Here is a 22,901-nt window from a genome sequence, read left to right as displayed (position 1 = left end):
CTCGTGCTTCCCTCCACGGCAGGCCAGCGCCAGAGATGTTCTTCCACCCCTTGCCACCCCCCTACGCCACCGTGCTGCCGCTGGTGATGCTGGTGGCCGTGGTGGCCCTGGTGGCCTGGGCGCTGCAGCTGATGCAGGCCGCCAATGACCGCCAGGAGTTCTCCCTGATGCTGGCCGGCTGCATGGTGTGCTCCGCCGCCGTGGGCCTGGCCACCGTGACGGTGATCATGGTGACGGCCCCCCAGCGGCTGCCGGTGCTGAGTCTGGAGTCGTCGCCGCCTGGTGGCGTCAGCCTCGACGCCGTGTCACTGCCTGAGATGCTGCCGGATTCACTGGTGTTCCCCTGGGATGGGCAGCTTTGAGCCGGGGCAGCCGCAGCAGGTGCAGAGCCTGTTCGAGCAGATTGCCCCGCGCTATGACCTCCTCAACGACCTGCTCAGCCTCGGCCTGCACCGGGTGTGGAAGCGCCAGGCGATCGCCTGGCTGAGCCCGCGTCCGGGTCAGACCCTGCTCGATCTCTGCTGCGGCACGGGTGATCTGGCCCTGGTGCTGGCCTCAAGGGTGCGCCCTGCCGGCAGGGTGATCGGTCTGGATGCCGCCGCGGCGCCGCTGCAGCTGGCGGCCCGCCGTTCCGCCCGCGCCCCCTGGCTGGTCCTGGAGTGGCGCCAGGGTGATGCCCTGGCCAGTGGTCTGCCGGACGGGATGGCGGCGGGCGTGGCCATGGCCTACGGGCTGCGCAACCTGGCAGATCCCGCCGCGGGGCTGGCGGAGGTGCGGCGCCTGCTGCGGCCCGGCGGCCGGGCCGCCGTGCTGGATTTCAACCGCCCGGATGGCGCTGGCCTGCAGGGGCGGCTCACGGCGGGCCTGCAGAAGCTCTGCCTGCGTGGCCTGGTGGTGCCGGCCGCCAGGCTGGCCGGCCTGGAGGAGCACTACGCCTACCTCGAGCCCAGCCTGGCCCGCTTGCCCACAGGCGCCGAGCAGGAGCGCCTGGCCCGCCGGCTCGGCTTCCGCCGGGTGCATCACCGTCCCCTGGCGGCTGGATTGATGGGCCTGCTGGAGCTGCAGGCCTGAGTGGGTCGCCGGGCCCCGGGGCCGAACAGCTCCAGGCTCTCGGCCAGGTCAGCGGGGCTGGAGATCAGATGGCTGGGCAGGCCTCCAGCCAGGTGTCAGTGCAAACCAGCGCTGCAGGCCGCAGAAGCGGTGGCTGGTCTTCAGGTCGTCCATTTCGGGGTCGCTGGAGATGCGATCGAGATCCACAGGCAGGAAGCGCGGATCGGCGTTCACCTCCAGCATGCGGCGGATCGTGCGGCCGGCCACATGCTCGATCTCAAAGCAGATCTGGTCGTCCAGTGAGTTCAGGGATCTGAGTTTTTCGGCATAGGTGAGGCCAGAAAATTCCTGCTGCGGCTTATGTGCCCAGCGCTCGTCTGTTCTGAGGTGGTAGCGCACCGAGGAGAGAATCAACCGGGCCGGGTTGCGGGTGCTGTGGATTCCCCTGAAGTCAAGAGCGTCGAGATTGAGGCGCCAGTGGCAGTTGTTCTGGAAATAGCAATCCCACTGCTCCGGCAGGCGCAGCTGGCGCTGATTGTGCTTGGTGTCGAGCCAGAGCCGTAGGTCCGTGAGGCGCTTCAGGGTTTTGAGGGCTTTGCTGAAGAATTTCGAGCCGGTCTTGTGGTGGGTGCCGACGACGAACTTCAACGCTCAGGGCCGATCTGGTCGGCTCACTGTCGAGCTCCGGCCTGCCCTTGTCAAATGGCTGCCGGGGCTGGCGCCGCCTCCAGAGGGTGCTGTGCCATGGCAACGTTGTTCGGCGCCGGTTCGCTGGCCAAGCCCCTTCCCTCTCTGCCCCCTCCGCCGGGCACCAGGCCCCGATGCACTTCCAGGACATCATCAGCACCCTCAACCGCTTCTGGGCTGAGCAGGGCTGTCTGATCCTGCAGCCCTACGACACCGAGAAGGGCGCCGGCACGATGAGTCCCCACACGGTGCTGCGGGCGATCGGGCCCGAGCCCTGGGCCGTGGCCTACCCGGAGCCCTGCCGCCGCCCCACCGACGGCCGCTACGGCGACAACCCCAACCGGGCCCAGCACTACTTCCAGTACCAGGTGCTGATCAAGCCGTCGCCCGATGCCATCCAGGAGACCTACCTGGCCTCCCTGGAGACCCTGGGCATCCGCGCCGCCGACCACGACATCCGCTTCGTGGAGGACAACTGGGAATCCCCCACCCTCGGCGCCTGGGGCGTGGGCTGGGAGGTTTGGCTCGATGGCATGGAGGTGACCCAGTTCACCTACTTCCAGCAGTGCGGCGGGCTCGACTGCCGGCCGGTGTCGATCGAGATCACCTATGGCCTCGAGCGTCTGGCCATGTATCTGCAGGACGTGGAGAGCATCTGGGATCTCTCCTGGAACGGCGTGCGCAGCTACGGCGACATCTGGCTGCCCTTCGAGAAGGGCCAGTGCACCTACAACTTCGAGGCCTCCAACCCCGAGCGGCTGCAGCAGCTGTTCGCCCTCTACGAGGCCGAGGCCGGTGATCTGGTGGAGCGGGGCCTGCCGGCCCCGGCGCTGGATTACGTGCTCAAGTGCAGCCACACCTTCAACCTGCTGGAGGCCCGCGGCGTGATCTCGGTGACCGAGCGCACGGCCACGATCGGCCGCATCCGCGTGCTGGCCCGCCAGGTGGCCGAGGCCTGGCTGGCGGAGCGCACGGCGCTGGGCTTCCCGCTGCTCAGCCCCGAGCGGCGCCGGGCCTGGCTCGAGGCCCAGGCCCCGCAGCCCGTGGCGTGACGCACCTGCGTCGGCGCCTGCTGCTGGCGGTGCTGCTGCTGGGCAGTTTCCAGCTGGGGCGCAGCAGCGAGCGCCAGATCTGGCCCTGCCGGCTGCGGCCTCTGGCCGCCCTGGTGGAACCCTTGCTGCAGAGGGAGCTCCCCAGCGAGCAGCTGTGCGACCTGCTGCTGCGGCTGCCCGGCAGCTGAGGGTTGGCCCGGGGGCAGCAGAGGGCATGACGCTGCTGTGGCAACGCTGGGGCCATGGGATTGCCCTCAGGCCCGCTGCGAGAGCCCGTGCCAGTGCCACCATCGCGGTCGCGCCCCAGGCGGCGGCGGATCGTCTGGGCGGCCCTGGTGGCGCTGGTGCTGCTGCGGGCCCTGTGGGTGTCGCTCACGCCGCCCCCGGCGGCCCCCGGGGATCCGGTGTGGCAGCTCGATGCCCCAGGGGCTGGTGGCGGCGCTCCACTGGTCGTGACCCTGCGCGGCACCCTGCTCAGTGATCCCCAGCCGACGGGGCCGGATGGGACCTGCCGGGCCCTGCTGCAGCTGCCCCAGGGGCGCACCGAGCTGCGCCTGGCCTCCTGCGGCGGCCTGCAGCAGGGCTGGCGCGTCGAGGCCCGTGGCCGGCTCAGACAACCTCAGCCGGCTCCCCACCCGCTGCTGGCCGGGCCGGCGGAGCGGCTGCGGCGCCAGGGGGCGGCCACCCAGCTGCAGGTGGAGCAGGCCAACGGTGCTCGCCCGTCCCCCCACTCCCCTGGCCGACCTGCGCCGCCAGCTGGCCCAGCGGCTGCTGGCGGGCGCGGGAGCGGAGCGGGGCGGGCTGCTGGCGGCCCTCGTGCTCGGCAGCGCCCGGGTGCCCCTGCCGCTGGAGCTCAAGGAGGCCTTCCGCGCCGCGGGACTCTCCCATGCCCTGGCCGCCTCCGGCTTCCATCTCAGCGTGCTGCTGGGAGCGGTGCTCCCCCTGGGGCGCCGGCTGCCGCGCTGGCCGCGGCTGGGGCTGGCTGGCGCGGCCATGCTGCTGTTCGTGCTGCTGGCCGGCCCGCAGCCCTCGGTGCTGCGGGCCGTGCTGATGGGCGGCCTGGCCCTGGCGGTGCTGGAGAGCGGCGGCCGCGGGCGGCCCTTCGGGATCCTGATGGCCAGTGCCCTGATTCTGTTGCTGTGGCGGCCCGAGTGGCTGGCCGATGTGGGCTTCCAGCTCAGCGTGGTGGCCACGGCCGCCCTCGTGGTCTGCGCCTCTCCCCTGGAGCAGGGCCTGCGCCGCCGGCTGCCGCCCTGGTGCCCGGGCTGGCTCGCCGCCGCCAGCGCCGTGCCCCTCGCCGCCTCGCTCTGGACCCTGCCGCTGCAGCTGTTCCACTTCGGCGTGGTGCCCCTCTACGCCGTGCCGGCCAATCTGGTGGCGGCGCCGCTGCTCACCCCCCTCACCCTGGGGGCGATGGCCCTGGCCCTGGTGGCGGTGCTGGTGCCTCCCCTGCTCGGCCTGCTGTTGCCGCCGGTGGCCTGGTGCTCTGGCCTGCTGGTGATCGTGGTGAAGGGCTTCGCGGCGCTGCCCATGGCCCAGTGGCAGCTGGGCAGGCCGGAGCCCCTGCTGGTGCTGCTGCTCGCCGCAGGTCTGCTGGGGCTGAGTGTGCCGGGCCCCGCCGGTCTGCCGCGGCTGGGCCGCGGCCGGCGCCGGCGCTGCTGCTGCTGGCGGCCTGGGCCACCTGGCCCTGCTGCGGGCCGACCAGCTCGTGCTGGTGCACCAGGGCCACCGCGACCTGCTGCTGGCCCGCCACCAGGGCCGGGCGGCGCTGGTGAGCCTCCAGGCCGATGGCTTCAGTTGCCGTCAGGCCCGCCAGCTCGCCACCGGTTTCGGCATCCCCCGCCTGGACTGGGCTCTGCTGCTGGATCCCGTGGCCCCGGCCGAGCCCGCCTGCTGGCAGGCCCAGGCGGGGCTGGTGCTGGCCAGTGCCGATGGCAGCCTGCCGCTGCAGCCTGGCCAGTGGCTGGGCAGCCCAGGGCTGGTGGCCGAGCCCCTCAGCGCCGACAGCCGGGCCATCAGCCTCGTACTGGGGCAGCGGCGCTGGCTGCTGCTACCCGACCGCCAGGCCCTCAGGGCCTGGCGGGCCACCGAAGCCAAGGCTGGGACGGCATCTGGCTGGGGGTGCTGCCGCGGCGGCCCGAGCGCCAGGCCGTGACCGCCGCCAGCCGGGGAGCCATCTGGCTGAGCGGCGGCGGGCCGGCCGATGCCCCGCCGGCTGGAGCGCCAGCGGCCCGCGGGGCTGGCTGCAGCAGGGCTGGGGCTGAGCGGTCCGTAAACTCGTGGCCGGAGCTTCGGGCTCCTGGCTGGAGAGGTGGCTGAGTGGTCGAAAGCGAACGACTCGAAATCGTTTGAAGGGCAACCTTCCGTGGGTTCGAATCCCACCCTCTCCGTTTCCCGCCCGACTTCCAGGCTCCGCTCCGAGACCCCGTTGTCCATCAGCCTGGCCATGAAGCATCACAGCCCTGTTTGCCTGGTTGGAGGGATCCTCACGGCGGCGCTGGTGCTGCAGGCCCCCGCCCAAGCCGGCACGCTCTCGGGCACGGCCAGTGACCGGGAGCGGATCGCCCTGCCTCCTGATGCGGTGTTTGAGGTGGTGATCGAGGACATCGCCCGGGCCGATGCCCCCGCCACGCTGCTGGGCCGGGTGCGCCTGGAGCCCGCCGGCCAGCCGCCTTTTCGTTTCTCCATCCCCTACAGCGAGGGTGATCTGAGCCCCACGGGCCGCCAGCCATCCGCGCAGGCAGCCCTCGGCCGTCTGCCGGCCAGCTGGCGCGGCGATCTGCCCGCCGCCAGCGGCCGCAGCCGCTGGCAGGTGGACCTGTTCAGCGATGGCAGCTTCCAGCTGCGCCAGACTTTTCTGGATCGCCCTGCCCCCAACAGCTTTGATGACATCGGCCGCTGGCGCCTGGAGCCGCAGGGGCCTCGCCTGGTGCTGCGGGGCGGCCGGGAAGCACCCGTGCTGCTGCAACCCATCGACGGCGGTGCCGCCCTGCGCAAGCTCGACCTGCAGGGTGAGCCGATCCGCTCATCCCTGAACGATCGCCTGATGCGGCTGCCGGCAGCGGAGCCGATTGAGCCCCGCCTCCATCTGCAGGGGATGTTCCGCTACCTGGCCGATGCCGCCAGCATCCGGCTCTGTGCCACCGGCGCGCGCCTGCCGGTGTCGATGGAGGCCGACTATCTGGCGCTGGAGCGGGCCTACCTGGGGGCCCAGGCGGGGGGATCGGCCGGCCAGCCGCTGCTGGTGAATCTGGAGGGCCTGATCAGCCAGCGCCCCTCCGCCGAGCCCGGTCAGGGGCTGCGGCGCACCCTGGTGGTGGAGCGTTTCGTGGGGGTGCACCCCGGCGAGGGCTGCCCGAAGACCGATGGCGCCGCCATGCCTGCGGCTGCCCCAGCGCCCGGGCCCAGCCTGAGGGGCACGCTCTGGAGGCTGCAGGCCCTGCAGGATGGGGATGGCCCTGAGCTGCGGCTCGATGCCGACGCCGACCGGGTGAGTGGCAGCGGCGGCTGCAACCGGCTCATCGGCGGCTTCCAGCTCGAGGGCGAGCAACTCCGCTTTTCCGAGCTGGCCAGCACCAAGATGGCCTGCCCAGCTGCACTGATGGCCATGGAGCAGCGCTACATGGAGGCGCTGGGCCAGGTGCGCCGCTGGAGCATCGACAAGCGCAACCTGCTGCTCCAGGACGGACAGGGGCGCACGCTGCTGCTGTTCAAGGCAGCCCCACCAACCCCCTGAGCCAGCACCGCTGGGCGTGCCCAACGGCGCCCCAGCACCAGGCAAGAAAAAAGGCGGTACCCAAGAGGGTGCCCGCCCAGAGGAACGTCTTCGTGAAAGATTGTATTACAGAGCGTGAACGGGCTCTCTCAGGATCAGGCCCGTCCCGGGGTGGGCTCTGGTGGGTCGCCGCTTTCGTGGCGGCCTCCTGCTGAACGCCCTAGCGTCTGGATGGCCAGGTTGCTCGTCGAGGGCGATGCGCATCACCCAGTACGACGGTCAGTTTCTGATGGCCCTCAGTGCCCAGGAGGCCTCCAGGCTGATGGACACCTGCGCGGTGGTGGTGCTGGCCGCCGATGCTGAACCCGCCGTGCCCTTGCCCGTTGAGATGACGTCTCTGCTGGCCGATCTGCTGGAAGGTCTGCGCAGCCAGGCGAGTGTGGAGTGACGCCTCCGCTGGGGCTCAGGGGTAGCAGAGTGCCCGAAGTCGCAGGTGGGCGGAGCGATGCCCTGGTTTGTGAAGCTGGAGGAGGGTCTGGTGGACAAGGCCCAGTTCGATGCGGTGGTGCCGTTGCATCTGGCCTGGTTGGCTGAGCTCGAAGCCCAGGGCCATCGCCCCGTGAGTGGCTACTGGGCCGACCGCCGTGGTGCTGAGGGTGCCGGCGGCATGCTGCTGTTCTGGGCCGGGTCGTGGGATGAGGCCTCCCGGCTGGTGCGCCACGATCCCCTGATCGAGCAGGGATGTGTGAGCTGGACCCTGCACGAATGGGCACCGGTGTTCGGCGTTCCGGCTCCGGTCTCGCCGCCAGCCACCGCCGCTGCCTCAGGAATGAAACAGCAGCACCAGTCCTGAGCTGATCTGGTGAAATTCCCGCTCCTCGCGGCTGAGGTCGAGCCCCACCTGCAGGGCCTCCTTGAGGGCGTCCTCATAGGGCGGGGCCGAGGGTGCGGTGCCGGCGTGCCAGAGCGCGGCGATGCCCACGGGTGTGGCATGCCACCGGAAGCAGGCTGTGGTCCCGATGTCCGGCTCCTGGAGGGCTTCTTCAAGGAGGTCGCGAATCGGCATGGGCCCTGGGACGTGCCCGCAGCTTCGGCAGGATCCGTCCATCCGGGCAATCAGCTGAGAGCTTTCGTGATGAAAGGCGGCAGCCCCGCCACCAGAAGGGCTGCGGCCAGCCAGAGCGCTTGCAGCCGCAGCGACAGCCGCAGCATGCGCCGCACAGCAGCGGCATCCGCTGCCGGCCGGCCCTGCGCCAGTAGCGGTTTGCGGCGCAGGCAGCCGCCATAGCGGTTGCTGCCCCCCAGCTGCACCCCCACGGCGTGGGCATAGGCCGCCTGGGACACCCCAGCATTCGGCGAGGGATCGGGCGCCCCATCCCGCAGGGCGAGCTCCAGCCCCCGCCAGGCTCCCGCCAGCTCCTGGCCGGCGGCGAGCGGCAGGCTCACGGCCACCAGGCGGCAGGGCAGCCACACCAGCAGGTCGTCGAGCCGGGCTCCGGCCGTGCCCAGCCAGGCCAGGCTGCCGCGGCGGTAGCCCAGCATCGAATCCAGGGTGCTGGCCGCCTTGAAGCTCCAGGCCAGGGCCAGAGGACCAGGCAGGACCGGTGCCAACGGGCTCAGAACCGCCCCGGCCAGCATCCAGAACAGGGGCGCGAACAGGCCGTCCACGGCGTTCTCACTGGCGGTTTCTGCCAGGGCGCGCAGGATCTCCTCCCTGCTGAGCTGGTCGGTGTCGCGGCCCACGATGCGCCCCAGCTGCCGCCGGGCCGGCTCCGGATCCGCCTCCGGCAGCAGCGCCAGCACCCCGTTCACGGCCTCCTCGAGGCTGCGGCCGGCCAGGGCGCTGGCCAGCCCCACCACCAGCACCGCCACCCCCAGGGCGCTCTGGTCCGCCCAGCGCTCCAGCAGCCAGCCGGCAGCACCGCTGAGCCCCACCACCAGCAGCGTGATCGCCGCCCCGGCCAGGCGCAGCCGGCCGGGGCGGCCGGCGGCCCAGCCCTCGGCCAGCCGTCGCAGCCGGGCAATGCCCCAGCCCATCACCTGCACCGGATGGAGCCAGCGCTGGGGATCGCCCAAGCCGCGATCGAGCAGGGCGGCCGTGAGCACCTGCAACACCAGCAGCAGCGGCATCAGCGTGAAAGTGGGATCGGCGGGATCAACGGGATCAACGGGATCAGCGGCAGCGGCCCAGGGGCCAGGCCAGCGCCGCGAAGGCCAGCAGCTGCAGCGGCAGGGCCAGGCCGAGGCCGAGCAGCTGGCTCAGCAGACCCATGCCGAGGCTGCCGGCCAGGCCGCCCACCGCCCCGGAGCGCTGCAGCACCGTCCAGCGCAGGGGGGCGTCTCCCAGGGGGCCCAGGGCTCCCACCAGGGCGGCATCACTGGCCGCGGCCAGCCCCCCCAGGGGCAGGAACAGCAGCACCGCGCTCCAGCCCGGAACCAGCTGGGCCGTCCCCAGCAGGACCGCCATCAGGCCGTAGCGCAGCGGCCCGTTCAGGGGCGGCAGCAGTCCCGTGAAGCCCCGGCCGAGCCCGTAGGCCGCCAGCAGCATGGCGAAATCAAAGCAGTCGCCCTCGCCCACCGCCCGCACCCACAGGGGTAACAGGGCGAACAGACCCCCGAAGAGCAGGCCCTGCAGTGCGCAGAGCCGGCTGAAGGGGATGGTCTGAGCCGGAGCCTTCGGGAGCTCACCCTCGGCGACCGCGGGGCCCGTGCCCCGGCCCCGCACGGCCAGCAGCAGCCCCAGTGGCAGCAACAGCAGCAGGGCCGGCCCGAACTGCAGGGCTGCCGGGAACAGCAGGGCCGTGAGCAGATAGCCCACCAGGGAGCCCAGGTCGGAGCCGCGCCGCAGCTGCTCGATCGAGCTGCCCGGCTGGCGCAGCAGTCGCCGCTGCAGGGGCAGCCCGGAGAGTTCAGCGCCGAGGGCGAACAGCAGCACGGCCAGCAGCGATGCCGCCAGCAGCAACGGCGCAGGCAGCCACTGCAGCGCCTGGGCCGCTGCCACCGCCAGCAGTGCCAGCACCGCCAGCAGCTGCAGGGCATAGGCCCAGGCACGACGCCGCAGCGGCAGCAGGGCCGGCAGGGTGCCGAGGGCCGGCAGCAGGCTGTTGAGCAGCGGTGAGGGGCTGAGCCCGCTCACCAGCCAGGCCGTGGAAGCCAGGGTGAGGCTGCCCCCTGCCTGGGTGCTGCCCCAGAGCAGGGAGGGGGGAATCAGGCTGCCTTGAGCCAGGAGAACATGGCCCGCAGACCTGTGCCCACCTGCTCGATCGGATGCTCGGCGTCCCGCTGGCGGATCTTGGCCATCTCGGGCTTGCCGGCCTCGCACTCGGCCACGAAGTTGCGGGCGAAGGTGCCGTCCTGGATGTCGGCCAGGATGCGCTTCATCTCGGCCTTGGTGGCGGCGGTGATCAGGCGCGGGCCGCTCACATAGTCGCCGTATTCGGCGGTGTTGGAGATCGAATCGCGCATGGCGGTGAGGCCGCCCTTCACCATCAGATCCACGATCAGCTTCACCTCGTGCAGGCACTCGAAATAGGCCAGCTCGGGCTGATAGCCCGCCTCCACCAGGGTTTCAAAGCCTGCCTTCACCAGTTCGCTGAGGCCACCGCAGAGCACGGCCTGCTCGCCGAACAGGTCGGTTTCGGTTTCCTCCTTGAAGTTGGTTTCGAGGATGCCGGCGCGGGTGCCGCCGATGCCCTTGGCGTAGGCCATGGCCAGGGCACGGGCGTTGCCGCTGGCGTCCTGCTGCACCGCAAACAGGGCCGGCACACCCATGCCGTTCTGGTATTCCCAGCGCACGGTGTGGCCGGGACCCTTCGGGGCGATCATCACCACGTCCACCTCGGCCGGGGGCTGGATCAGCCCGAAGCGGATGTTGAAGCCATGGGCGAAGCTCAGCACCTTGCCGGCGCTGAGGTGGGGAGCAATCTCCGCCTCGTAGATCGCCTTCTGGATCTCATCGGGCAGCAGCACCATGATCCAGTCGGCCTTGGCGCAGGCAGCGGCCACGCTGAGCACCTCGAGGCCATCGGCCCTCGCCTTTTCGGCGGAACGGCTGCCCTCGTAGAGGCCCACCACCACGGCCACGCCGCTGTCCTTGAGGTTCAGGGCGTGGGCATGGCCCTGGGAGCCGTAGCCGATGATGGCCACCGTCTTGCCCGCCAGCAGGCTGAGATCGGCATCGGAGTCGTAGAAGAGCTGGGCCATCCGGGCTGAAGCTGAGGGCGGGGAGCAGTGTTCGAGCTTACGCAAGGGCCGCCGGCCGGCCGGCTCAGGCCTCGCTGGGGTGGGCGATCACCCGATCGATCAGGCCGTACTCCTTGGCCTCGGCGGCGCTGAGGAAGTAGTCGCGATCGGTGTCCTTCTGGATCTTTTCGAAGTTCTGGCCAGTCATGTCGGCCATGCTGTGGTTGAGCATGTCCTTGATCCGCAGGATCTCCTTCGCCTCGATGGCGATGTCGCTGGCCTGGCGCTGGCTGGTGCCCCCGAGCGGCTGGTGGATCATGATCCGGCTGTGGGGCAGAGCCAGCCGCTTGCCCTTGGTGCCAGCCCCCAGCAGGAAGGCCCCCATGGAGGCGGCCAGACCCACACAGATGGTCACCACGTCACTCTTGACGTACTGCATCGTGTCGTAGATGGCCAGACCCGCCGTCACCGATCCTCCCGGCGAATTGATGTACACGTAGATCGGCTTGGAGTTGTCCTCGGAGTCGAGGTAGAGCATCTGGGCGACCAGCGCATTGGCCACGGCGTCATTCACTTCCGAGCCGAGGAAGAGGATCCGCTCCACGCCGAGGCGGGTGTAGATGTCAACCCAGCGCTCGTACTGGCTGCCGGGCAGGCGGTAGGGAACGCTGGGGGTGCCGATGGGCATGGCTGGGAGGCGGCGGGTGTTGGTGGTGGAGTGAACTGGGGGGTGGGCCCTGGGCCCGGATCAGCCGATGCCGGCGGGGCTGCGCTGGGCGGCCAGAGGGGTGCCGCTGGGGAGGTCCTTCTGGCTGGTGAGCACGCGGTCGATCAGGCCGTACTCCAGGGCCTGGTCGGCGGTGAGGTAGGTCATGCGGTCGGAGTCGCGGGAGAGCTCCTCAACGCTGCGGCCGGTGTTGGTGGCCAGCATGCCCAGCATGGTGCGCTTGTTGTGCAGCACTTCCTGGGCCCGGATCTGGATGTCGCTGGCCTGACCGCGGGCGCCGCTGCGGGGTTGGTGCAGCACGATCGTGGCGTGGGGCAGGGCCGCCCGCTGCCCCTTGGTGCCGGCGCTGAGGATCATCGCCGCGGTGCCCATCGCCTGGCCGATGCAGATGGTGTGCACCGGTGGCTTCACATAACTGATCGTGTCAGCAATGGCGAAGGCCTCGGTTTCGAAGCCGATCGCATCGCCTGTGAACCAGGAGGTGCCGGTGGAGTTGATGTAGAAGAAAATGGGCTTGTCTGGGTTGTCGAACTCCAGATAGAGCAGCTGGGCGATGATCAGCTCGGTCACATCGATGCCCATCTGGCGCTTGGCCTCGTCGTCGCTGAACAGCGGCAAGCCCAGATACACAATCCGCTCCTTGAGCAGCAGGGAGGGGAGGTCCGGCGGCGGTGTGCGCATCACGGCGGAATCGCCGTAGTAAGGAGCTGACACCGACATCCGTTGACCCTGACAGGCACTGGATCGGAGCCTAGCGGGAGGCCCTCGGCTTGCGCTTGCTGGCGGGAGGTGTGGATCGCTCCCCCCCCCGCTCGTTGCCATGGCTGCCCGCCTCGGTGGCGCTGGCATGGAGCACGGGCTCGCGCCGGGCGAAGACGATGCGGCCGGTTGGGTTCTGCAGGGCGCCGGTGACCACCACCGGCAGGCGCTCGCCGATGTTCTCGCGGGCTCCCTCCACCACCACCATGGTGCCGTCATCCAGGTAGCCCACGCCCTGGTCGGCCTCCTTGCCCTCACGGGCGATCTTGAGCTGGAACTCATCGCCGGGCTGCACCTCGGGCCGCAGGGCGATCACCAGCTCACTGAGGTTGAGCACCTTGAGGCTCTTCAGCTCGGCCACCTTGGCCAGGTTGTAGTCGGTGGTGAGCAGGGTGCCGCCGGTGTCGGCGGTGAGGGCCTGCAGCTTGTCGTCCACCCCCTTGCCCTCGTAGCGGGTGCTGTTCACCACCAGGCGGCGCACGTACTGCTCGCGCAGCTCGGTGAGCAGCTTGAGGCCGCGGCGGCCGCGGCCGCGCTTCTCGGCGTTGCTGGAATCGGCCAGGGCCTGGAGTTCGTCGATCACGCACTGGGCCACGATCACCTGGCCCTCCAGCACACCGGAGTCGAGCAGGCCGCGCAGGCGGCCATCGATCACCACGCTGGTGTCGAGGATCTTGGCGCTGGCTGGCTGCAGCACCCCTTCGGCCACCAGCAGGGCCTCGGTGCTGCTGGGGTTGAACAGGCGCAGCAGGGTGCGGCCATGCACCTCGGCGAGGTTGTAGCCGGACACGCCGAAAAACACGTTGCTCAGCACCGCCGCCAGGGGCTTCACGAACACCACCTCCCAGGGCAGGGGCAGCAGCAGGATCGGTGCCAGCAGCAGGTTGGCCACCAGCAGGCCGAGAATCAGCCCCACGGCGCGGCTGACCAGCAGGTCGGTGGGCATGCTGCGCACCTGGCGCATCAGGCTGCGGCGCAGCTGGCCGAAGAACACCCCGGCGATCAGCCCGAAGAAGGCCCCGAAGCCGCCCAGCACCGTGCGCAGGCCCTCGGGGTTGTCCACCTCGGCCAGCATCGCCCTGGGCAGCAGGTCCACCCCCAGCCATCCGGCGGCGGCACCGGAGATCATGAACAGGATGAGGATGAGGGAGTCCACCATTGACGCTGTGTGGCGAGCTCCGGGCGATCCAGTGCGCAGCATGGCTGAAACCCGCCGGTTTGGCCTGCGGAGGTAACCGCACTTGATCGCCTCCACACCGTTGGTGCGGCCGCTGGGGTCCGCCGCCCTGCCCCCCCGCAGCGCCTACCTGCACATCCCCTTCTGTCACCGGCGCTGCTTCTACTGCGACTTTCCGGTGGTGCCCCTGGGCGACCGGGCCGGGGCGGCCCAGGGCCAGCCCGGTTCCGCCTCGATTGCGGCCTACCTGGAACTGTTGCTGCGGGAGATCGCCCTGGCCCCCTGGCCCTTGGGCCCGCCGCCGCCGCCTCTGTCGACGGTGTATCTGGGCGGCGGCACCCCCTCGCTGCTGGAGCCGCAGCAGGTGGGGGCGCTGCTGGGGGCCCTGGAGCGGCGCTTCGGGCTGGTGCCAGGGGCGGAGATCAGCCTGGAACTGGATCCCGCCAGCTTCGATCGCGCCCGCCTGCTGGCCTACCTGGACGCCGGCGTGAACCGGGTGAGCCTCGGTGGCCAGAGCTTTGACGACACCGTGCTGCAGCAGCTGGGGCGACGCCACAGCGGCCACGACCTGCGCCAGGCCTGCCGCTGGCTGGCCCAGGCCCGGCGCGACGGCGGCCTGGCCAGCTGGAGCCTGGATCTGATCCAGGCGGTGCCCGGCCAGAACCTGGAGGGCTGGCGAGACCAGCTGCGCCAGGCGGTTGCCACGGGCGCTCCCCACCTCTCGGTGTACGACCTCACGATCGAGCCGGGCACCGTGTTCGCGAGGCGCCTGGAGCAGGGCCGGCTGGCCCTGCCCGATGACGATCTGGCCGCCGACCTGATGGAGCTCAGCAGCGCCGCGCTGGGGGCGGCCGGCTATGGCCACTACGAGGTGTCCAACTACGCCCTGGCCGGCCACGCCTCGCGCCATAACCGCGTGTACTGGAGCGGGGCGGGCTGGTGGGGCTTTGGCATGGGGGCCACGGCGGCCCCCTGGGGGGAGCGCCAGGCCAGGCCCCGCACGCGGGAGGCCTACGCCCGCTGGCTGGAGCAGCAGGCCGCGTCGCTGGCTCAGGTCGGGACGCTGGGCCAGGCCGGCGCGTTCCAGGCGGCGGGGATGCCCCTCGATGAGCGCCTGATGGTGGGGTTACGGCGGCGGGAGGGGGTGCGGCCTGCCCAGCTGCTGCGGGCTGAGGGCTGGCAGGAGCAGAGGATCAGGGCCGAGCTTGGCCAGCTCAGGCAACGGCTGCAGCCCTGGCTGGCCCGGGAGCTGCTGCTGCTGGAAGGGGAGCGCTGGCGGTTGAGTGATCCCCAGGGCCTGGCCCTCAGCAATGCGGTGCTGCGGGAGCTGTGGTGCTGGATGGACGACTCTGGGCTGCCAGCCACAGGCGCAGCGCCTCCAGCGCCAGGGAGCGACCCTGCAGCAGCGGCGGGCTGAAGGGCGGTTGGCTGCCGGTGAGCCCGAGCAGGTCGGCGGTCACCCGCACCTGTCCGTCACAGCTGTCGCCGGCACCGATGCCGATCACGGGGATGGTGAGCGTGTGGCTGAGTTCTGTGGCGGCCTCCGCCGGCACATGCTCCACCACCAGGGCGAAGCAGCCGGCCTGCTCCAGGGCGCGGGCCGCGGTCCGCAGTCGTTCACGGCTGGCGGCATCGGTGGCCTGGCGCCGGTAGCCCGTGCGGTGCACGGACTGGGGCGTCAGCCCCACATGGCCCATCACCGGAATGCCGCTGCGCACCAGGCGGTCGATCACCGCCAGGGTTTCGGGTTCAGCACCTTCCAGCTTCACCGCCGCTGCGGGGCTCTGCTTGAGCACCCGGCCGGCGGCCGCCACGGCGTCATCGGGTTGACACTGATAGCTGAGGAAAGGCAGATCGCAGATCAGCAGGGGTTCATGGCCCGCCGCGCAGGCGCTGGCCATGCCGCGCGCCGTGGCGCGGCAGTGATGCAGCATCTCGTCGAGGGTCACCGGCAGGGTGGTGGGGTGGCCCAGCACCACCATGGCGAGCGAATCGCCCACCAGCACCGCATCAGCCCCCGCTTCGGCCACGAGGGCACCGGAGAGGGCATCCCAGGCGGTGAGCACGGTGATCGGCAGGCCCGCCTGTTTGCGACGGGCCAGATCGGCGGGGCGCACGGGCACGGGGCGCAGGGCGAGAGGGAGGGGGCCATTGCTAGCATCCACTCGACTCGGACCCACGCGGCCCAGACGCCCAAACCTGGTCAGGACCGGAAGGCAGCAGCCACACGGGATGCTCAGGGCAGGCGTGGAATCCGGGTCACCCCCTTCGGGCTGCCCATCCGCAGCCGTGCCGCACCGCCAGAGCGGCCATGAATGGATCGGCCGGCGGAGTTCCACCACTCACGTCTGATTGGGCTCTCTGTTGGAGCTGCTAAGCGATGGCGGCGGTAGACCTCAGCTCTCCTGATCACCTGGCCGCGTCTGGCGGTTCAGCAGGAACGGCGGGATCTTGGCGCCGCGCTCTTCGGGTGTGGGAGTGGGGGTGAACGGCGGGCTGGTGGCGAAGCTCACCGCCGGTCGTTCGGGGCGGTAGGTGGTGCCACCTGCGAAGCCGGTGGCGATCACCGTCACATGAATCTCGCCCTCCAGCCGCTCGTCCACCACGGCGCCCACGATGATGTTGGCGTCGGGGTCGACCACGTCATAGATCACCTCCGAGGCCGTGGTCATGTCCTCCAGGGTCATGTCGATGCCGCCGCTGATGTTGATCACGCAGCCCTTGGCGCCATCGATGCGGGCCGACTCCAGCAGCGGGCTGCTCATGGCGGCCTGGGCCGCCTCGCTGGCGCGGCTGCGACCCGAGCCCACGCCGATGCCCAGCAGGGCGGTGCCGGCATCGGCCATCACCGAGCGCACGTCAGCGAAGTCAACGTTCACCAGGCCGGGTTTGGTGATGATGTCGCTGATGCCCTTCACGCCCATGCGCAGCACGTCATCGGCGGCGCGGAAGGCCTCATTGAGGGGAGCGCCGGCGATCTCGTCCCGCAGGCGGTCATTGGGAATCACGATCAGGGTATCGACATGCTCGGCCAGCCGGGCAATGCCCTCCTCGGCCTGGCGCATCCGCTTACGGCCCTCGAATCCGAACGGCTTGGTGACGATGCCCACGGTGAGCGCCCCCACCTCCTTGGCCACTTCCGCCAGGATCGGTGCCGCGCCCGTGCCGGTGCCGCCGCCCATGCCGGCGGCAATGAAGATGAGATCGGCACCCTGGAGCGACTCCTGCAGTTCAGCCCGGGATTCCTCCGCGGCCTTCTGGCCGATCACCGGGTTGCCGCCGGCACCGAGACCGCGGGTGAGCTTCTGCCCCAGCTGAGTGCGCTTCTGGGCCGCCGACTGCAACAGCGCCTGGGCATCGGTGTTCAGCACCCTGTAGCCCAGCCCGTGCAGCTCAGAGGCAATCATCCGATTCACGGCGTTGCTGCCGCCACCACCTACACCGATCACCTCGATCCGGGCCGTCTGGCTGGGAACAATGCCGGCGGCATGGGTCGGGGTATGGGTCATCGCGTCGCGGTTGGCGAGGGCACCATTGGCCGTCGGGCTCGCAGGCAGAGTAATCGAATCACCCGTTTGGATCGGCGGCACGGAATTGGGGCCGTCGTCTTGCGCCATGGGGCTGGAATGCCGGTGAGCTGGGCGCATTATGTCCGCAAGTGGCCACCATGACTTTGTTCGATGGCGACCCTTTGCTCTTTTGCCGACAGACATCGGTGAGCCCGTGTCGTGGGCCAAGCCGGTTGAAGGCCCGATCAACCGGTGCTGAGCAGAGGCTCAAGGGGAGGCTGGCTTGGCAGTGGGCGCTTTCTTGAGGGCGAGCTCGGGCTGTTCCGGATCAGTGAGGTCGAGAGTTCTGAGTGGTTTGCCCTTGAGCTGAGCTGGGAGGGTCTTGACGAGGTGAGCCAGCACCTCCAGGCGGCGGGGGAGCTGGGCGTCGGCTGGCCCCAGGCGCACCAGCCCCAGGCTGGCGCTTCGCAGCCACAGGCCTCCATCAGGAGCAAAACGGATCTCCAGCAGATCGCTGCCCAGGGCGTCGCGGCGCTCCAGAACCTCAGCCAGCACCGGCCGAAGCCGCGGTTGCCAGCCGCTCACCAGCAGGCCCGAAGCCGCTGCATCGGCCATCAGCGCCCCCTGGCGGCTGTTCATCCAGTAGCCGGAGCGATCCACGAAGCCGGTCTCGTTGCCCTGGGCGGTGCGCCGCCGGGCGCGGGCCACGGCCTGGCGGTCGGTGAGCTGCACCTGCAGCCGCGGCGGTGCCATCAGCCGCGTCACCCGCACCTCCTCCACGGGCAGGGCCTCGGCGAGGGAGGCGGCGACCTGGCTGGGCTCCAGGCTGAGCAGGGTCTGGGGGAAGGTCAGCCCCGCAGCCTCGATCACCTGCTCGGCGCCCACCTGCTTGCTGCCCAGCACCTCCACCTGCTGCGGGTCGCTGAGGGTCCAGCCCTGGCGCAGCAGGGTGTAGCCCAGGCCGCCGGCGAGGCCGAGCAGCACCAGCAGCCGCCAGCCGTTGCGCAGCCGCTCGCGGCGGCGCTCAAGGCGCAGCTGGCGTCTGCGCTCAGCTCCTGGGGGAAGGGGCCTGGACGGACTCACAGCTCGCAGCGGGAACTGGCCATCAGTTCATCCATCCAGCGCCGGGCTCGCTCGGCATCGGCGAAGGGGAGATCCTTCTGGGCGCCGCCCCCCACCAGGCGCAGCCGGCAGGCCCCCTGGGATTCCTCGGTGAGGGGCGCCTCGCCCGATCCGAGCGCCAGCAGTTCCACCAGCTCCAGTTGCTTGATGCTGAAGGAGTCCTGCTCCACCAGGGCGCCGGCATCGAAGGTGCTCCAGCTCAGCACCCCGTCCACCAGCCGGGCGGCACCGCAGCCGTCGAGCTTGGCCAGTTCAGACCCCTCGGCCCAGTCCCGGAACAGCTGTTGCCGCCGCCGCTCCAGCCAGCCCAGGGACGTGAGCAGCACGAAGACGAGCAGCAGGGGCAGCCAGAGCAAGCCGTGAATCATGGGGAGACTCCTTTGAAGCGTCCTGGGGCCGGGTCGGCAGGGGAAGGCCACTCCAGGGCGGCCTGGATCAGTTCATCCACCAGGGTGTCCAGGTCGACGCCCGTGGCCTGCCACAGCATCGGGTACATGCTGAGGCTGGTGAAGCCAGGCAGGGTGTTGATTTCATTGAGCCAGAGGCCGCCACCCGCCGTCTCGCTCCCCGCCTCGCCCTCAGCCTTGCTCCCCACCTCGCCCTCGGCGTAGAAGAAATCGACCCGGGCCAGCCCCGAGGCGTTCAGGGCCTCGCAGGCCTGCACGGCCATGCTGCGGGCCCGCTCCGCCACCGCCTCCGGCACCGGTGCGGGGATCAGGGTGCGGCTCCTGCCATCGCTGTACTTGGTCTCGTAGTCGTACCAGTCGGCGTCGAAGCGGATTTCCCCCAGCACCGAGGCACTGAAGGGCCTGGGGCCGCCGCCGCGCACGGCGCACTCCAGCTCCCGGGCGGTGACGCCCTGCTCCACCACCACCCGCGGATCGAGGTCGGCGGCATCGCGCAGGCCCTCAAGCAGCGAGGGCCGATCCCTGGCCTTGCTGATGCCCACGGAGGAGCCCAGGTTGGCGGGCTTCACGAAGCAGGGGTAACTGAGCTGGGCCTCCAGCCGATCCAGCACGGCCTCGGCATCGCTCTGGACTTCGGCGGCGCTCACGGCGGCATAGGGCACCTGAGGAAGTCCTGAGGCGGCAAAGGCGGCCTTCATGGCCAGCTTGTCCATGCCCACGGCCGAACCGAGCACCCCGGAGCCCACGAACGGCACCTGCATGAGGGCGAACAAGCCCTGGATCGTGCCGTCCTCGCCGTTGGGGCCGTGCAGCACCGGGAACCACACCTGCACCGCCAGGGCTGCATCGGGAAAGCCCTGAAAGCCAGAGCGTTCCGTGCCGGGAGCGAGCTGGGTCGCGTTCGCCGGAGTGCCCTGGGCCAGCACCCGGTCGGCCAGTTCCGGACCCCACCAGCGGCCGCGCTGGTCGATATAGAAACAGCTCAGGGCGTAGCGAGCGGCATTGGCTTCAGCCCGCAGGGCGGCGGCCACCGTGGCGGCCGAGCGGATGGAGATGGCGTGCTCGCCGGAAGCCCCGCCGAAGATCAGGCCCACATGGATCCGGCCTTGGCTTGGGGCAGGGGTCATCGCGGCGGGCAGCCATCCCGGGCTGTAACTCAGGCCAGTGTGCCGCTCAGCGAGAAGGCCCGCACCTCCTCGATGCGCACGTTCACCAGATCGCCGGCCTGCACGGCCGGAGCCCCTGAGCCAGGGCCGGCCCCGGCCGGCTGATCAGCGCTGAAGAAGGTGAGCCGGTTGGTGCGGGTGCGGCCCATCCACTGACTGGCCTGGCGGGGGTTGGGGCCCTCCACCAGCACCTGCACGAGACGGCCCTGATAGCGGGCGCTGCGCCGCCGTGCCGTGCGCTCCACCAGGGCATTGAGCTCCTGCAGACGCTCCACCTTCACGGTCTCGCTGAGCTGGTCAGGCCAGTCAGCGGCAGGGGTGTTGGGGCGTGGCGAGTAGGCGGCGGTGTTCACCTGATCGAAGCCGATCTCCTCGATCAGGGCCAGGGTGCGGCGGAACTGGGCCTCGGATTCGCCTGGAAACGCCACGATCACATCGGCGCTGATCGCCGCATCGGGCATGCGCTCACGGATGCGGCTGAGGATGCGGCGGTAGCGCTCCACCGTGTAGCCCCGGGCCATCGCCTTCAGCACGGCGTCATCGCCGCTCTGGAAGGGGATATGGAAATGCTCACACACCTTCGGCAGGGCGGCGCAGGCATCGATCAGCCGCTCGGTGAAGTAGCGGGGGTGGCTGGTGGCAAAGCGGATCCGCTCCAGGCCCTCCACGTCGTGGACGTGGTGCAGCAGGTCGGTGAGGGTGTGCTGGCGGCGGCCCTCGGGGGTGATGCCGGGCAGGTCGCGGCCATAGGCATCGATGTTCTGCCCGAGCAGGGTGATCTCGCGGAAGCCCCGCGCCGCCAGCCCCTCCATCTCCAGACGGATGGCTTCGGGCCGGCGGCTCTGCTCCTGGCCGCGCACCGAGGGCACCACGCAGTAGGTGCAGCGTTCGTTGCAGCCGTAGATCACGTTCACCCAGGCGCACACGGCGCTGTCGCGGCGGGCGGTGGTGATGTCCTCAAGGATGTGGTGCTCCCCGGTGGCCACCACCTGCTGGCCCTGCTCCACCTGGGCCAGCAGGGTGTCGAGCCGGTTGGCGTGCTGGGGGCCCATCACCAGATCCAGCTCAGGCACGCGCCGCAGCAGCGCCTCACCCTCCTGCTGAGCCACACAGCCCGCCACCACCAGGGTGAGGTGGGGGTTGAGGCGCTTGCGCTGGGCCTGGCGGCCCAGGTAGCTGTACACCTTCTGCTCGGCGTTGTCGCGGATGGTGCAGGTGTTGTAGAGCACCAGATCGGCGCTGAGCTCGGCGCTGGCCTCGCGGTAGCCCAGGGTCTCGAGGATTCCGGCCATGCGCTCGGAATCCGCCTTGTTCATCTGGCAGCCGAAGGTGGTGATCCAGTAGCTGCCCCGGCCCGGCCCCGCGGGGCTCTGGGCAGCTGGGGGCGCCAGTTGGAGGGAGTGGGTTGCCGTCATCACGCCATTTTCCCGCATGGCGGCCGGGGCCGCCTTTAACCCATGGCGGCCGGGGCCGGCTTCAGCCCTCCTCCAGCAGCACCAGCTCCTGGTTGGTGCGCTCGAGCTTGCAGGCCAGCTCGCCGTGGAGCAACCGCATCAGCTGGATCAGCACGGCGGGATGCTGCCGCTCCAGCTGCTCGAGGCCCGCGCGGCCCAGCACCAGGCAGCTTCCGGGGGCCTCGGCCAGCACATCGGCACTGCCCTCGCCGCTGCCCAGGAAGGCCACTTCCCCGAACCAGCAGCCGGCGCCGAAGCTGGCGAGACGATCCTGGCGCCCGTCGGAGCCCACGGCGTTCAGCACGCTGAAGCGGCCCGATTCGATCAGAAACAGATCGCTGCCGGGGCCCCCGCCACGGCAGGCCAGCTCTCCGGCCTGGAACCTCCGCCGCTGCAGCAGGGGCTCGAGCACCCTGCGACTCGCTTGTGGCAAGCGCTCCAGCAGCCCCGGCCGCTGCTCCAGGGGTGGAGCGGCCGGAGCGAGCCGCTCCGCCAGCAGCAGCTCCTCGGCGTGCTCCAAGGCCTCATCCAGGCTGCTGAAGGTCTGCAGCCAGGGGATTGGCGTCGCCATGCCCAGGCCTTCCGGCCACAGCGCCTCCCCGTGCCTGCCCATGCAGAGCAACACGGTGCTGTGCCGGGGGCCGAGGCTGCCGAGCTGCTGCCGCATCAACCTGGCGCCCACGGCGGGCAGGCTGCTGACCCTGGTCAGGTCGAGCACCAGCACGGACCCCGCCGTGGCCTGGCGGTCGATCTCCGCCAGCAGCTCCTCGCCGGCGGCGAAATCGAGCACCCCCTGCACCTCCAGCAGCTTCAGCCGGGCGCCCTGGCGATCGAGCCAGTCGCGCTCCCCCTGCTGGCGCCAGCGGCGCGAATGGCGCCGGCAGCCGTCGCTGCTGGAGCGCAGGCAGCGCCCCGCCGGGGCTGGCTGGTTGAACAGGTGCAGATCCAGCTGCCGGGACAACCACTCACACACCGCAACGCCCCGAACGGAGTTGCCCAGACTGTCCAGGGGCGGGGAGTACACCGCCAGCCCAAGACGGCCGGGCACCACGGCCAGCAGGCCGCCGGCCACGCCGCTCTTGGCCGGCATGCCCACATCATGCAGCCACTGGCCGGCGTAGTTGTACATGCCGCAGCTGCCCATCACGGCCAGCACGTTGGTGGTGGTCTGCGGCTCGATCACGCTGACGCCGGTGCGGGGATGGCGGCCCTGGCAGGCGAGAGTGGCGGCCATGCTGGCCAGATCGAGGCAGCTCACCGACACGGCGCACTGCCGGAAGTACAGCTGCAGGCTGGGCTCAGGGTCGCTGCCGATGATCCCGAACTGGCGCAGCAGGTGGCCGATGGCGCGGTTGCGGTGGCCGCTGTCCCGCTCGGAGCGGAACACGGCCTCATCCACCGTCAGGGGCCGGCCGGCCAGGCTGGAATAGAAGTCGAGCAGCAGGCCCGCGGCATGGTCCGGGGCCTGGGCCATCACCTGGGCCGTGGTGGCGATCGCGCCGGCATTGATCATCGGGTTGCGCGGCCGGCCTGACGCCCCATCCAGGCTGATGGCGTTGAAGGCATCCCCCGAGGGCTCCACCCCCACCGTCTGCAGCAGCTGGCCCGCCGGCAGCAGTTTCAGGGCCAGGGCGTAGGTGAACGGCTTGGAGATCGACTGAATCGTGAAGCACTCAGCGGCGTCTCCGACGCTGTACACATGGCCGCTGGTGGTGGCCAGGGCAATGCCGAAATGGTCGGGGTTGGCCTTGGCCAGCTCCGGGATGTAGCGGGCCGGCTGGCCATCCTTCAGGTCTGAGAAGCGGGCGTGGGCCTCGTTGAGAATCTCCTGGATCGCTGTGGCGTTGACGCTGGACGGAGCCATCGCGAGGCTGCGGGGAGGGGGCCGATGCCG

General features: G+C 70.6%; 25 protein-coding genes, 1 tRNA gene and 1 other RNA gene. 11 read left to right on the top strand and 16 right to left on the bottom strand.

The features are described from left to right. Positions 1 to 35: 35 nt before the first annotated feature. Together IQ220_RS03545 and ubiE are read left to right on the top strand one after the other, a co-directional pair. Positions 36 to 362, top strand: coding sequence for a hypothetical protein (locus IQ220_RS03545; RefSeq protein ID WP_186697103.1), 327 nt, complete (start codon positions 36 to 38; stop codon positions 360 to 362). Continuing rightward, positions 349 to 1,071, top strand: coding sequence for a bifunctional demethylmenaquinone methyltransferase/2-methoxy-6-polyprenyl-1,4-benzoquinol methylase UbiE (gene ubiE, locus IQ220_RS03540; RefSeq protein ID WP_193912796.1), 723 nt, complete (start codon positions 349 to 351; stop codon positions 1,069 to 1,071). Before IQ220_RS03545 ends, ubiE begins: the two co-directional genes overlap by 14 nt. Before the next feature lie 48 nt (positions 1,072 to 1,119). Here ubiE and IQ220_RS03535 read toward each other — a convergent pair whose 3' ends face one another. After that, positions 1,120 to 1,698 carry a hypothetical protein gene (locus tag IQ220_RS03535; protein WP_193912798.1) on the bottom strand — a complete coding sequence of 193 codons (579 nt, stop codon included), beginning with the start codon at positions 1,696 to 1,698 and terminating at the stop codon, positions 1,120 to 1,122. Positions 1,699 to 1,871: 173 nt separating this feature from the next. Here IQ220_RS03535 and glyQ point away from each other — a divergent pair, with 173 nt between their 5' ends. Together glyQ and IQ220_RS03525 are read left to right on the top strand one after the other, a co-directional pair. Beyond that, a complete protein-coding gene (gene glyQ / locus IQ220_RS03530) occupies positions 1,872 to 2,789 on the top strand; it encodes a glycine--tRNA ligase subunit alpha (protein ID WP_193912800.1) in 918 nt (305 codons plus the stop codon). Beyond that, positions 2,786 to 2,977 carry a hypothetical protein gene (locus IQ220_RS03525; RefSeq protein WP_370566286.1) on the top strand — a complete coding sequence of 64 codons (192 nt, stop codon included), beginning with the start codon at positions 2,786 to 2,788 and terminating at the stop codon, positions 2,975 to 2,977. Before glyQ ends, IQ220_RS03525 begins: the two co-directional genes overlap by 4 nt. A gap of 66 nt (positions 2,978 to 3,043) precedes the next feature. Here the strand turns inward: IQ220_RS03525 and IQ220_RS15510 are convergent, their stop codons facing one another. Continuing rightward, positions 3,044 to 3,406, bottom strand: coding sequence for a hypothetical protein (locus IQ220_RS15510; protein WP_228008851.1), 363 nt, complete (start codon positions 3,404 to 3,406; stop codon positions 3,044 to 3,046). Positions 3,407 to 3,500: 94 nt separating this feature from the next. Here IQ220_RS15510 and IQ220_RS03520 point away from each other — a divergent pair, with 94 nt between their 5' ends. The 5 genes from IQ220_RS03520 (at position 3,501) to IQ220_RS03500 (ending at position 7,357) form a co-directional block, all read left to right on the top strand. Then, positions 3,501 to 5,108 carry a ComEC/Rec2 family competence protein gene (locus tag IQ220_RS03520; protein WP_370566287.1) on the top strand — a complete coding sequence of 536 codons (1,608 nt, stop codon included), beginning with the start codon at positions 3,501 to 3,503 and terminating at the stop codon, positions 5,106 to 5,108. Beyond that, positions 5,095 to 5,179: transfer RNA gene (locus IQ220_RS03515), tRNA-Ser, on the top strand. Before IQ220_RS03520 ends, IQ220_RS03515 begins: the two co-directional genes overlap by 14 nt. 56 nt (positions 5,180 to 5,235) lie before the next feature. Further along, a complete protein-coding gene (locus IQ220_RS03510; protein WP_193912801.1) occupies positions 5,236 to 6,525 on the top strand; it encodes an META domain-containing protein in 1,290 nt (429 codons plus the stop codon). Positions 6,526 to 6,760: 235 nt separating this feature from the next. Then, on the top strand, positions 6,761 to 6,952 hold the full coding sequence (locus IQ220_RS03505; RefSeq protein WP_193912803.1) for a hypothetical protein: 192 nt from the start codon (positions 6,761 to 6,763) through the stop codon (positions 6,950 to 6,952). A 57-nt stretch (positions 6,953 to 7,009) separates the two neighbouring features. Next, positions 7,010 to 7,357 (top strand): YciI family protein, encoded by a 348-nt coding sequence (locus IQ220_RS03500; protein WP_193912805.1) that lies wholly within the window; start codon positions 7,010 to 7,012, stop codon positions 7,355 to 7,357. Here IQ220_RS03500 and IQ220_RS03495 read toward each other — a convergent pair. The 7 genes from IQ220_RS03495 to IQ220_RS03465 form a co-directional block, all read right to left on the bottom strand. Continuing rightward, positions 7,328 to 7,570 carry a hypothetical protein gene (locus tag IQ220_RS03495; RefSeq protein ID WP_186697094.1) on the bottom strand — a complete coding sequence of 81 codons (243 nt, stop codon included), beginning with the start codon at positions 7,568 to 7,570 and terminating at the stop codon, positions 7,328 to 7,330. The genes IQ220_RS03500 and IQ220_RS03495 overlap by 30 nt on opposite strands. A 50-nt stretch (positions 7,571 to 7,620) precedes the next feature. Continuing rightward, complete coding sequence (cbiB, locus tag IQ220_RS03490; protein WP_193912807.1) at positions 7,621 to 8,634, bottom strand: adenosylcobinamide-phosphate synthase CbiB; 1,014 nt, start codon at positions 8,632 to 8,634, stop codon at positions 7,621 to 7,623. Positions 8,635 to 8,677: 43 nt separating this feature from the next. Next, entirely contained in the window at positions 8,678 to 9,640 is a 963-nt protein-coding gene (locus tag IQ220_RS03485) for a hypothetical protein (protein ID WP_370566288.1), read from the bottom strand. 71 nt (positions 9,641 to 9,711) lie between these two features. After that, complete coding sequence (gene ilvC / locus IQ220_RS03480; RefSeq protein ID WP_186697092.1) at positions 9,712 to 10,707, bottom strand: ketol-acid reductoisomerase; 996 nt, start codon at positions 10,705 to 10,707, stop codon at positions 9,712 to 9,714. Positions 10,708 to 10,771: 64 nt separating this feature from the next. Next, positions 10,772 to 11,374 (bottom strand): ATP-dependent Clp protease proteolytic subunit, encoded by a 603-nt coding sequence (locus IQ220_RS03475; protein WP_193912809.1) that lies wholly within the window; start codon positions 11,372 to 11,374, stop codon positions 10,772 to 10,774. 60 nt (positions 11,375 to 11,434) lie between these two features. After that, entirely contained in the window at positions 11,435 to 12,133 is a 699-nt protein-coding gene (locus IQ220_RS03470; RefSeq protein ID WP_186697090.1) for an ATP-dependent Clp protease proteolytic subunit, read from the bottom strand. A 31-nt stretch (positions 12,134 to 12,164) separates the two neighbouring features. Further along, positions 12,165 to 13,331, bottom strand: a complete 1,167-nt coding sequence (locus IQ220_RS03465; protein WP_228008783.1) for a PIN/TRAM domain-containing protein — start codon at positions 13,329 to 13,331, stop codon at positions 12,165 to 12,167. An 82-nt stretch (positions 13,332 to 13,413) separates the two neighbouring features. Between IQ220_RS03465 and hemW the strand changes: the two genes are divergently transcribed. Continuing rightward, positions 13,414 to 14,766 carry a radical SAM family heme chaperone HemW gene (gene hemW / locus IQ220_RS03460; RefSeq protein ID WP_228008784.1) on the top strand — a complete coding sequence of 451 codons (1,353 nt, stop codon included), beginning with the start codon at positions 13,414 to 13,416 and terminating at the stop codon, positions 14,764 to 14,766. Here hemW and panB read toward each other — a convergent pair. Next, entirely contained in the window at positions 14,654 to 15,466 is an 813-nt protein-coding gene (panB, locus tag IQ220_RS03455; protein WP_193913120.1) for a 3-methyl-2-oxobutanoate hydroxymethyltransferase, read from the bottom strand. The two genes, hemW and panB, sit on opposite strands and share 113 nt — an antisense overlap. 50 nt (positions 15,467 to 15,516) lie before the next feature. On the opposite strand from panB, the gene ffs reads away from it, so the two are divergent. Continuing rightward, positions 15,517 to 15,613, top strand: an RNA gene (gene ffs, locus IQ220_RS03450) — signal recognition particle sRNA small type. Positions 15,614 to 15,745: 132 nt separating this feature from the next. Here the strand turns inward: ffs and ftsZ are convergent. The 6 genes from ftsZ to glsA form a co-directional block, all read right to left on the bottom strand. Next, entirely contained in the window at positions 15,746 to 16,858 is a 1,113-nt protein-coding gene (ftsZ, locus tag IQ220_RS03445) for a cell division protein FtsZ (protein WP_225875646.1), read from the bottom strand. Positions 16,859 to 17,125: 267 nt separating this feature from the next. Next, on the bottom strand, positions 17,126 to 17,941 hold the full coding sequence (locus tag IQ220_RS03440) for a cell division protein FtsQ/DivIB (protein WP_186697088.1): 816 nt from the start codon (positions 17,939 to 17,941) through the stop codon (positions 17,126 to 17,128). Beyond that, the gene (locus IQ220_RS03435; RefSeq protein ID WP_186697087.1) at positions 17,938 to 18,348 is read right to left on the bottom strand and encodes a hypothetical protein; all 411 of its coding nucleotides are present in this window, start codon (positions 18,346 to 18,348) and stop codon (positions 17,938 to 17,940) included. The genes IQ220_RS03440 and IQ220_RS03435 overlap by 4 nt, the downstream gene beginning before the upstream one ends. Beyond that, positions 18,345 to 19,514, bottom strand: coding sequence for a D-alanine--D-alanine ligase family protein (locus IQ220_RS03430; RefSeq protein ID WP_186697086.1), 1,170 nt, complete (start codon positions 19,512 to 19,514; stop codon positions 18,345 to 18,347). Before IQ220_RS03430 ends, IQ220_RS03435 begins: the two co-directional genes overlap by 4 nt. Before the next feature lie 29 nt (positions 19,515 to 19,543). Further along, the gene (miaB, locus tag IQ220_RS03425) at positions 19,544 to 20,968 is read right to left on the bottom strand and encodes a tRNA (N6-isopentenyl adenosine(37)-C2)-methylthiotransferase MiaB (protein ID WP_228008785.1); all 1,425 of its coding nucleotides are present in this window, start codon (positions 20,966 to 20,968) and stop codon (positions 19,544 to 19,546) included. Between the two features lie 61 nt (positions 20,969 to 21,029). Further along, complete coding sequence (gene glsA, locus IQ220_RS03420) at positions 21,030 to 22,871, bottom strand: glutaminase A (protein WP_193912810.1); 1,842 nt, start codon at positions 22,869 to 22,871, stop codon at positions 21,030 to 21,032. Positions 22,872 to 22,901 lie beyond the last annotated feature (30 nt).

Source organism: Cyanobium sp. LEGE 06113, assembly GCF_015207615.1.
The sequence above is the reverse complement of the archived record's forward strand: the minus strand, read 5'-3'. Positions and strand labels throughout refer to the sequence as shown.

Excerpts from the sequence above, each read along its gene's own strand:
- IQ220_RS03435 (WP_186697087.1), bottom strand. The coding sequence starts at position 18,348 with ATGATTCACGGCTTGCTCTGGCTGCCCCTGCTGCTCGTCTTCGTGCTG.
- IQ220_RS03505 (WP_193912803.1), top strand. The coding sequence starts at position 6,761 with ATGCGCATCACCCAGTACGACGGTCAGTTTCTGATGGCCCTCAGTGCC.
- IQ220_RS03495 (WP_186697094.1), bottom strand. The coding sequence starts at position 7,570 with ATGCCGATTCGCGACCTCCTTGAAGAAGCCCTCCAGGAGCCGGACATC.
- IQ220_RS03545 (WP_186697103.1), top strand. The coding sequence starts at position 36 with ATGTTCTTCCACCCCTTGCCACCCCCCTACGCCACCGTGCTGCCGCTG.
- IQ220_RS03475 (WP_193912809.1), bottom strand. The coding sequence starts at position 11,374 with ATGCCCATCGGCACCCCCAGCGTTCCCTACCGCCTGCCCGGCAGCCAG.
- IQ220_RS03500 (WP_193912805.1), top strand. The coding sequence starts at position 7,010 with ATGCCCTGGTTTGTGAAGCTGGAGGAGGGTCTGGTGGACAAGGCCCAG.
- glyQ (WP_193912800.1), top strand. The coding sequence starts at position 1,872 with ATGCACTTCCAGGACATCATCAGCACCCTCAACCGCTTCTGGGCTGAG.
- IQ220_RS03470 (WP_186697090.1), bottom strand. The coding sequence starts at position 12,133 with ATGTCGGTGTCAGCTCCTTACTACGGCGATTCCGCCGTGATGCGCACA.
- ubiE (WP_193912796.1), top strand. The coding sequence starts at position 349 with ATGGGCAGCTTTGAGCCGGGGCAGCCGCAGCAGGTGCAGAGCCTGTTC.
- glsA (WP_193912810.1), bottom strand. The coding sequence starts at position 22,871 with ATGGCTCCGTCCAGCGTCAACGCCACAGCGATCCAGGAGATTCTCAAC.
- IQ220_RS03510 (WP_193912801.1), top strand. The coding sequence starts at position 5,236 with ATGAAGCATCACAGCCCTGTTTGCCTGGTTGGAGGGATCCTCACGGCG.
- cbiB (WP_193912807.1), bottom strand. The coding sequence starts at position 8,634 with ATGCCGCTGCTGCTGGTGTTGCAGGTGCTCACGGCCGCCCTGCTCGAT.
- IQ220_RS03465 (WP_228008783.1), bottom strand. The coding sequence starts at position 13,331 with ATGGTGGACTCCCTCATCCTCATCCTGTTCATGATCTCCGGTGCCGCC.
- ftsZ (WP_225875646.1), bottom strand. The coding sequence starts at position 16,858 with ATGACCCATACCCCGACCCATGCCGCCGGCATTGTTCCCAGCCAGACG.
- miaB (WP_228008785.1), bottom strand. The coding sequence starts at position 20,968 with ATGACGGCAACCCACTCCCTCCAACTGGCGCCCCCAGCTGCCCAGAGC.
- IQ220_RS03430 (WP_186697086.1), bottom strand. The coding sequence starts at position 19,514 with ATGACCCCTGCCCCAAGCCAAGGCCGGATCCATGTGGGCCTGATCTTC.
- ilvC (WP_186697092.1), bottom strand. The coding sequence starts at position 10,707 with ATGGCCCAGCTCTTCTACGACTCCGATGCCGATCTCAGCCTGCTGGCG.